The organism is Flavobacterium sp., assembly GCF_021151785.1.
Taxonomy (GTDB): domain Bacteria; phylum Bacteroidota; class Bacteroidia; order Flavobacteriales; family Flavobacteriaceae; genus Flavobacterium.
Genome location: NZ_JAGKWP010000094.1, coordinates 1 through 9,083, shown reverse-complemented (window position 1 = coordinate 9,083; position 9,083 = coordinate 1). Strand labels below are relative to the sequence as shown.

At 32.4% G+C, this 9,083-nt stretch carries 9 protein-coding genes; 7 read left to right on the top strand and 2 right to left on the bottom strand.

What is annotated here, in order from left to right; genetic code table 11:
- Together QZ824_RS09405 and QZ824_RS09400 are read left to right on the top strand one after the other, a co-directional pair.
- Positions 1-262 (top strand): type IX secretion system membrane protein PorP/SprF (locus tag QZ824_RS09405; protein WP_291275765.1); only part of this gene is annotated, 262 nt, incomplete at its 5' end.
- Positions 263-283: 21 nt separating this feature from the next.
- The gene (locus tag QZ824_RS09400; RefSeq protein ID WP_291275764.1) at positions 284-2,149 is read left to right on the top strand and encodes an OmpA family protein; all 1,866 of its coding nucleotides are present in this window, start codon (positions 284-286) and stop codon (positions 2,147-2,149) included.
- A 106-nt stretch (positions 2,150-2,255) separates the two neighbouring features.
- Here the strand turns inward: QZ824_RS09400 and QZ824_RS09395 are convergent, their stop codons facing one another.
- Together QZ824_RS09395 and QZ824_RS09390 are read right to left on the bottom strand one after the other, a co-directional pair.
- Positions 2,256-2,942 carry a response regulator transcription factor gene (locus QZ824_RS09395; RefSeq protein WP_291275763.1) on the bottom strand — a complete coding sequence of 229 codons (687 nt, stop codon included), beginning with the start codon at positions 2,940-2,942 and terminating at the stop codon, positions 2,256-2,258.
- Positions 2,935-4,200 (bottom strand): HAMP domain-containing sensor histidine kinase, encoded by a 1,266-nt coding sequence (locus tag QZ824_RS09390; protein ID WP_291275762.1) that lies wholly within the window; start codon positions 4,198-4,200, stop codon positions 2,935-2,937. The genes QZ824_RS09395 and QZ824_RS09390 overlap by 8 nt, the downstream gene beginning before the upstream one ends.
- A gap of 151 nt (positions 4,201-4,351) precedes the next feature.
- On the opposite strand from QZ824_RS09390, the gene QZ824_RS09385 reads away from it, so the two are divergent.
- The 5 genes from QZ824_RS09385 to QZ824_RS09365 all read left to right on the top strand — a co-directional run bounded on the left by QZ824_RS09385 (position 4,352) and on the right by QZ824_RS09365 (position 8,930).
- Positions 4,352-4,795, top strand: a complete 444-nt coding sequence (locus QZ824_RS09385; protein ID WP_291275761.1) for a DUF1573 domain-containing protein — start codon at positions 4,352-4,354, stop codon at positions 4,793-4,795.
- A gap of 59 nt (positions 4,796-4,854) precedes the next feature.
- Positions 4,855-5,328, top strand: coding sequence for a methylated-DNA--[protein]-cysteine S-methyltransferase (locus QZ824_RS09380; protein ID WP_291275760.1), 474 nt, complete (start codon positions 4,855-4,857; stop codon positions 5,326-5,328).
- Between the two features lie 40 nt (positions 5,329-5,368).
- The gene (locus tag QZ824_RS09375) at positions 5,369-6,529 is read left to right on the top strand and encodes a serine hydrolase (protein WP_291275759.1); all 1,161 of its coding nucleotides are present in this window, start codon (positions 5,369-5,371) and stop codon (positions 6,527-6,529) included.
- 8 nt (positions 6,530-6,537) lie between these two features.
- Positions 6,538-7,251 carry a 3'-5' exonuclease gene (locus QZ824_RS09370; protein WP_291275758.1) on the top strand — a complete coding sequence of 238 codons (714 nt, stop codon included), beginning with the start codon at positions 6,538-6,540 and terminating at the stop codon, positions 7,249-7,251.
- A gap of 80 nt (positions 7,252-7,331) precedes the next feature.
- A complete protein-coding gene (locus QZ824_RS09365; RefSeq protein ID WP_291275757.1) occupies positions 7,332-8,930 on the top strand; it encodes a peptide chain release factor 3 in 1,599 nt (532 codons plus the stop codon).
- The last annotated feature ends 153 nt before the right edge of the window (positions 8,931-9,083 follow it).

Here is a 9,083-nt window from a genome sequence, read left to right as displayed (position 1 = left end):
TGCGTTTAATGCACCTACTTCGTTGGATTTATCGACTAATTTTTTATTCAAGGATAAGTTTGAGATTGGTGCGACTTACCGTTTAGATGACAGTTTTGGCGCGATGGTGAATTATGCTATTACACCGAGTTTAAAATTAGGATATGCTTACGATCATATTGTATCGGATTTAAAGGTGACTACCCCTGCATCACATGAGATAATATTGTTGTTTGATGTTAACTTCAGTAAGAAAGTATCTCGTTCACCACGTTATTTTTAATCAAATCAAAGAGTATCAAAGATGAAAAGACTATATATATCAGCCGTTGCGATGTTGCTCATTAGCAGTATCTATGCACAGAATAAAGACACGAAAGACGCGGATAAGCTTTTTGACCGATTAGAGTATGTTGATGCTGCTCAGTCATATACAAAGCTTGTAGAGAAAGGCAAAGCGGATGCTTATGTTTATAAGCAGCTAGGAGATTGTTATTACAATGTATTCAACACCAAAGAAGCGGTAAGATGGTATGCTAAAGCAGTAGAGAGCAGTCAAGATTCAGAGGTGTATTACCGTTATGCTCAAATGTTAAAGGCAGAAGGCAATATGCAAGAGAGTAACAAACAAATGGCTCATTTTGTTAAGTTACAACCTAATGATCCGCGATCTAAGGCATTTACAAATAATCCTAATGTGTTGACACAACTCAAGCAGCAAAGCAAGTTATACAACATCAAGAAATCGGATGTTAGTAGTGATAAGGCGGACTTTGGAGCACAGTTGACAAGCAACAATGAGTTGTATTTTTCCAGCGCAAGGAATACGTCAAGGAAGAAAAACGGGATGGATGATCAACCTTATTTAGACATCTACAAAGCTACACGAAACGCTGATGGTAGTTTAAGCCAAGCGATAGAAGTAGGAGAGTTAAATACAAAATGGCATGATGGTCCTGTGGCGATTACCTCAGATGGTAGTACGATGTATTATGGTAGTGAGAGTTTCAATCAGAGCGAGTTTCAGAAGGATAAATCTAAGCACTTGAAGTACGGACAGATTTATTTATATAAAGCCACTAAAGGTGCTGGAGATAAATGGACAAATAGTAAAGCCTTACCTATTAATAGTAAGGAGTATTCTATGCGTAACCCGAGTATTAGCAAGGATGGGAAGACGTTGTATTTTTCATCAGATATGCCAGGAGGTATGGGAGGAGAAGACATTTGGAAAGTGAGCGTAGATGGTGACAGCTATGGTACACCGGAGAATTTGGGTAACGAGGTTAACTCTGTTGATAATGAGAGTTTTCCTTTTATTACAGATGACAATTTGTTGTTTTTCTCTTCTAATGGTAGACAAGGTTTTGGGGGCTATGATGTTTTTATATACAACCCAACAACAAAGGAGACTAAGAATGTTGGCTCACCAGTTAATACGGAGAAAGACGATTTTTCATTTAGTTACAATAAAGAGAAGAAAGTAGGTTTCTTTTCAAGTAATAGAGAAGGGAATGATGATATTTACCAAGCGGATCCGATTTGTGGAGTAGATGCTTTAGTTACAGTTATCGATGCAGAAACAGGTAAGTTATTATCAGCAGCGCAAGTAACAGTAACAGATGCGAAGAGCAAGGTTGTTGCTACACAAGAGACCAACGATTCAGGAGAGGCGAAATATGGATTAGCTTGCGAGCAAGGCTATGGAGTAACGGTTACAAGAAGCGGTTATGAGAATGCGAGTGTAAGTATGAGCCCAAGCGAAGGAGGTAAAGCGGTTATTGAGGTTAAATTGACTCCAATTAAGCCAATTGTTACGGAGAAAGAAGTGATTTTACAATCGATTTACTTTGAGTACAACAAATCGAACATTACTTCATTAGGCGCAGAGGAGTTAGACAAGTTAGTAGAAGTAATGAAGGAACACCCAACGATGGTTATCTATACTAAGTCGCACACGGATAGTAGAGGCAGTGATAATTACAACTTACGACTATCAGACCGAAGAGCCAAGTCTACGGTGCAATACATTATCTCAAAAGGTATTGGTAAAGATAGAATTACAGGCAAAGGTATGGGAGAGACAGAACCTAAGATTTTGTGTACGGATTGTACAGAGGAGCAACACGCACAAAACAGGCGTTCAGAATTCTTGATTGTGAAAAAGTAAATTAGTTAAGTTAAGAATACCCAACTTAGTTTAGTATTTACTAAGTAAAAATAGAGCACCTAATAAGGTGCTCTATTTGTTTTATACTATGTTGAGTTGCTTCATATCATTCATTTACCCATTTAAAACCTACTCTTGGAATGTTTTCAATAGCTAAATTAGGTTCTTCCTTTATGATTTTTCTTAATCTAGAAATAAACACGTCTAAACTTCTACCTAAAAAATAGTCATCACTTCCCCAAAGTTCTATTAAGATTTTTTCTCTTTTTAAAACGGTATTTGGATGGTCTAAAAAAAGTTTTAGTAATTGGGCTTCTCGTTCGGTTAGAGTTATTTTTTGATCTTTATTTTTGATTAAATAATTTTCTGGTTCAAAAGTAAATGTGCCAAATTCATAGGTCTTTTTAATGCTTTTTTCTCCATTTTTTTGACTTCGAGTTAGGAATACTTCTATTTTTAAGATTAATTCTTCTATCGAATAAGGTTTGACAAGATAATCATCAGCGCCTAGTTTTAAGCCTTTTATTCGGTCCTCTTTCATTGTTTTTGCAGAAAGAAAAATGATGGGTATTTCTTGATTTTTTTTTCTAATGTGTTCTGCAATTTCAAAGCCATCCATATCAGGTAGCATAATGTCTAACACAACTATATCAAAACTTTCTTTACAAAAACTTTCGAATCCTTTTTTACCATTATTACAATGAGTTACATGGAAATATTGTTCTAAATTATCAGCTGTTAAAAAGGCTAATGTTTCATCATCTTCTATATAAAGTATTTTCTTTTTATTCATAATCTTGGATTATTATTTCAGCAGTTATTCCTTCTTCTTTGTTGTTTTTTATTTCAATTTTCCAATGGTGCATGTCGCAAATTTTTTTCACATATGATAAACCAATCCCGAATCCTTCAATTTCTTTACTGTCTTCTCGGGCTACTCTATAAAATTTATCAAAAATGAAAGATAAGTCTTTTTCTGGAATTCCTGAACCATTATCCGAAATTTGGATTACTAGTTTCTTGTTTTTTTCTTTTACTTTTAGTTTGATTTTTGGTTTCTCCCCTGAATATTTTACAGCATTGTCTACGAGGTTGAATAATACATTATAAAAATGAAATTTATCTGCATTGATTAAATAATTTTTGGAACAAATAATATCAACTTCAATGATTTTTTCGAATTTAAGAAACACATTTTCTTTAACTAATTCCAAAACAGGAAGCAAATCAACTTTTGATTTTTCAATAAACATTTGTTTGCTTTCGGTTTTAGCTACATATAAAATTTTTTCTATATGTTGGTTTAGTTTGTTTGATTGATCAATGATTATTTGATTATAACGAGCCAATCTAGGATTGTTTTTTATTTCTGGTTGCTCTTTTGAATAATTTGAAGCTATCAAGATAGAAGCAAGAGGTGTTTTGAATTCATGTGTCATATTATTAATAAAATCTTTTTGTAACTCTGTATATTTTTTTTGTTTTAACATTAATAAAACAGAGTATACATAAATGATAAGAAGGAAAAATAAAACACCCGTATAAATCCAATATTGGTTTAAATTTTTAAAATAATTTTGTTTTAGTTCTGGGAAATGAAGTGCAAAATAATAGGTATAATCATTGTTTTTAGTGAAGCAAGTTCTACATTTGATGGGTTCTTTTTCACCTTTACTTGAAATGTAACTTCCATAGACAAGAGAATTTGACGTGCAATTATATACAGCGTATTCAAAAGCCAAATCTAGTTTTAGCCTTAAAAATTCTTCTGTAAGATAATGTTCAATAATGGTGCTTTCAAATTCATCATTTACATTGACAATATAATAATTATCCGATTCTTTTTTTACTTGATCAGTGACTGTCAAATTAGAATTTTTATCACGATACAATTTTTCAAGTACATCTTGTAATGTGAAAAAGATTTTATCTTCAGTTTCTTTTTTTTCTAAATTATAAGCATTATTAATGAGCAATAATTGCATAACAATCACACCGATAATGGCAAGAAAACCAATTAAGATGACTATATTTAGTTTAGATAGTTTCATATTTAAGAGCTAATTTTTAGCTATATTATTATAAAAATCGATGATAACTAATATGTTAACAACTCATTAACACCATTTAGATAAGTGATTAACAGAAATATATAAAAATGTTCATAAATTTGCTAATAACAAAATTAAAAATTATCACAATATGAAAACTATTAAATTACTTGCTTTTGCATTATTTGCTACAACGGCATCATTTGCACAACAAGCTGAGGCTAAACCAGCAACAGTTCAAGTAGCTCCACAAACACCATCTCAATTAAAATGGGAAAAAGATACTCATGAATTTGGTACAATTGAAAGAAACAAACCTGTTTCTTATGAGTTTACTTTCACAAACACAACTAAAAAAGATATTTTATTGAAAGATGTAAAAGCTTCTTGTGGTTGTACTACACCTAATTGGACTAAAGGTGTAATTAAACCAGGAGAAAAAGGAACAGTTACAGCTACTTATAACGCTGCTTCTCCAGGTGCTTTTCATAAAACAATTACAGTTACAACAAGTGAGGAAAATACATCTCCTAAAATTTTAACTATTAAAGGTACAGTTCAAGCAGAAGAAACACCTGCTCCTGCTGCAAAATAATTCAGTTGTTTTTATTATATTTAATCCCGGTAAGGCTTTACACTTATCGGGATTTTTTTATGGATCAAATTACATTACAAACACCACTAGGGTTCGTTTTAATTGAAGGTGATTTAGATGGAATTTCTAAAATAACGATCACTTCTGAGGTTGAAAAAATTTCAACAGCTATTCCTGTTCATTTAGAAGAAGCAGCTCAGCAAATAGAAGAGTTTTTCCAAGGGAAAAGAAAACAATTTGACTTAAAATTAAACCCTAAAGGAACGGATTTCCAAAAAAAAGTATGGAATCAATTACTTCAAATTCCTTTTGGAAAGACTGTTTCTTATCAAGAGATTACCAATCAGCTAGGAGACCCAAAAGCTATTAGAGCTGTGGCAAATGCTAATGGAAAAAATCCACTATGGATTGTTATTCCATGTCATCGAGTTATTGGTTCTGACGGTTCGTTAATTGGTTATGCTGGTGGATTGTGGAGAAAAAAATGGTTACTAGCACATGAAAATCCTGTAAAACAGCAATGTTTGTTTTAATCCTTTTTCTTACATTGCAAAAGATTTCAATTCAAACTATATGAAATTATTAAAAAAAATTACCAAGTGGCTAGTTTTACTTTTAGCTAGTAGTATTCTTTTAATGTACATTTTTGATGTAGATTATTTGTTGCGTGCTGTTAGAACTATATATTTCAAAGGATACACTACTGCTTTTTTAGAAGATTATAAAGAATTTCCAAATAGAATATTAAAAAAAGGAATTGCTCAACCTTGGGCATTAGCCAAAGATTATAATTCAGTTGTAGCAACGGATAAATTAACACAAACACACAAAGAATTACAATCTATAGCCTATTTGATTATAAAAAATGATAGTATTTGGCATGAAAGTTATTTTGATGGATTTAATGTCAATTCTAAAACTAATTCATTTTCAATGGCAAAAAGTGTGGTTTCTGCCGCATTAGGAAAAGCAATTATGCAGGGTAAAATCAAAAGTTTAGATCAAAAAGTAGTTGATTTTTTTCCCGAATTAACAGGAACTTATGCCAAAGAAGTTTCCGTTGGTGATTTATCGTCTATGGCCTCAGGATTAAGCTGGGATGAAAGATATTATAGCCCTTTTTCAATTGTAACAAGAGCTTACTTTGATGATGATTTGAAGAAAGTTATTTTAGGACTTGATGTAAATGAAAAGCCTGGAAAATCATTTAAATATTTAAGTGGAGCAACTCAGCTATTAGCCATGTGTATTGAAAAAGCTACAGGTATGTATTTGTCAGACTATGTTGCTAAGTCTTTTTGGCAACCTATGGGTGCTGAAAATGATGCTTTTTGGCAATTAGATCATGAAAATGATGGTATAGAAAAAGCCTATTGTTGTATTGCTAGTAATGCAAGAGATTTTGCCCGATTTGGAAAATTATATAAGCAATATGGAAAGTGGAATGGGAAACAAATATTGGACTCTACATTTATTGCTAAATCATTACAACCCAGATTCAAAGATAGTCCAGAATATGGTTATGGCTGGTGGTTACAGGAAATTAAAGGTAAAAAATTATTTTACATGCGTGGTCATTTAGGCCAATTTGTAATCGTAATTCCGCAAGATGATTTAATTATTGTGCGATTAGGTCATTTAAAAGGCTTACAAACAAAATCGGATCCGCATAGTAATGATTTGTATATCTATGTAGAAGAGGCTTATAAAATGCTTGAGAAACGTAAAAAATAGTAGTTGTTATGTTAGATTTAATCCAGTTAGAAAATATTTTATTTCTAGACATTGAAACAGTTCCTGAGTTTGAAAATTATGAATCATTAGATGAGGATTATAAAGAGTTATTTACTCAGAAAACGGCGTATCAGCGGAAAGATGATTTCACAGCGGAGGAATTTTATGAAAGAGCTGGAATTTGGGCCGAATTTGGTAAAATTATATGTATTTCAGTTGGTTATTTTACTTTTAAAAAGGGAAAAAAACAGTTTAGAGTTACCACTTTTCATGGAGATGAAGATAAAATTTTAAAAGATTTTGCTAACCTAATCAATAATCATTATTCGTTGCCTGTTCATTTATTATGTGGTCATAATGCTAAAGAATTTGATTTTCCTTATATTATTAGAAGGATGTTTATTCACGGAGTTAAAGTGCCGAATAAATTGAATATTATGGGTAAAAAACCTTGGGAAGTTACTCATTTAGACACTATGGAGTTATGGAAGTTTGGAGATTTTAAGCATTTTACTTCACTAAAATTACTTACAAAAGTATTAGGGATACCTTCTCCTAAAGACGATATTGAGGGAAGTGAAGTAGCTAAAGTATATTACATAGATAAAGATTTAGATCGAATTATTACCTATTGTGAAAAAGATGTTGTAGCTGTAGCTCAAGTAATTTTAAGACTTCGCGGTGAAAAATTGCTACAGGAAGATGAGATTTTAAAGATATAATCTATTGATAATTGAAACCTTAGTTAGTCTAAGGTTTTTTTTCGTTTAGAGAATAACTACCTTTGCAAAAATTTTTTAAAATGAGTTTCGAAAAAGAAATCGCACGTAGAAGAACCTTTGGTATTATTTCCCACCCCGATGCAGGAAAAACAACCCTAACAGAAAAGTTACTTTTATTTGGAGGGGCTATTCAAGAAGCTGGAGCTGTAAAAAGTAACAAAATTAAAAAAGGAGCGACTTCTGACTTCATGGAAATTGAACGTCAAAGAGGGATTTCAGTGGCTACATCGGTGTTAGCTTTCAATTATAAAGATAAAAAAATTAATATTTTAGATACACCTGGTCACAAGGATTTTGCAGAAGACACCTTTCGAACATTAACTGCTGTAGATTCAGTAATTGTTGTAATCGATGTAGCTAAAGGGGTAGAGGAACAAACCGAAAAATTAGTAGAAGTTTGTCGTATGCGTAATATTCCTATGATTGTTTTTATCAACAAGTTAGATCGTGAAGGGAAAGACGCATTTGATTTGATGGATGAAGTAGAAAAAAAATTAGGATTGCATGTTACTCCTTTAAGTTTCCCAATTGGAATGGGATATGATTTTCAAGGTATTTACAACATTTGGGAAAAAAACATTAATCTTTTCGAAGGCGATAGTCGTAAAAACATTGAAGAAACCATTGCATTTAGTGATATTAATAGTCCAGAACTAGAAAAAATCATTGGCGAAAAACCAGCCAACAAGCTTCGCGAAGAATTAGAATTAGTAGAAGAAGTATATCCTGCATTTGATAGAGAAGCCTATTTAACAGGTAAACTACAACCCGTATTCTTTGGTTCGGCATTAAATAACTTTGGTGTACGCGAACTCTTAGACGCTTTTATCGAAATTGCTCCACAGCCTAAACCTAAAGAATCGGACACCCGTTTGGTACAACCCGACGAAAATAAATTCAGTGGATTTGTATTTAAAATTCATGCAAATATGGATCCCAAACACCGTGATCGTTTAGCGTTTGTTAAAATTGTATCGGGAGTTTTTGAGCGTAATAAACCTTATTTGCATGTTAGACACGGAAAAAACTTAAAATTCTCGAGTCCGAATGCCTTTTTTGCAGAGAAAAAAGAAATTGTTGATATTTCCTATCCTGGTGATATTGTGGGTTTACACGACACGGGAAACTTTAAAATTGGCGATACTTTAACAGAAGGCGAAATAATGAATTTTAAAGGAATTCCAAGCTTCTCACCTGAGCATTTCCGTTATGTAAACAATGCAGATCCATTAAAAGCTAAACAGTTAGAAAAAGGCTTAGACCAATTAATGGATGAGGGGGTTGCCCAATTATTTACGATTGAAATGAATGGTAGAAAAGTAATTGGAACCGTTGGTGCCTTACAGTACGAAGTAATTCAATACCGTTTAGAACACGAATATGGTGCTAAATGTACCTATGAAAACTTCCCAGCTTATAAAGCATGTTGGGTATTACCCGATGACCCTAAGAATGAAGAATTTGCAGAGTTTAAACGTGTAAAACAAAAATTTTTAGGTCATGACAAACATGGACAATTGGTTTTCCTTGCAGATAGTGATTTTTCGATACAAATGACTCAATCTAAATATCCAAGTGTAAAATTATACTTTACTTCCGATTATCATAAAAAAGAATAAGGATTACACGTTTTGTGTTCCATTATGCAAAAGGTCTGTCTTAAACTAGACAACCCTTTTTTTGCGCCACTTCATCTACGGCTATAGTTGATATTTGTTTTCAAATGAAAAGAATTTTAAATTCTTTTTTTAATTCACCGCGATCCTCCGGGT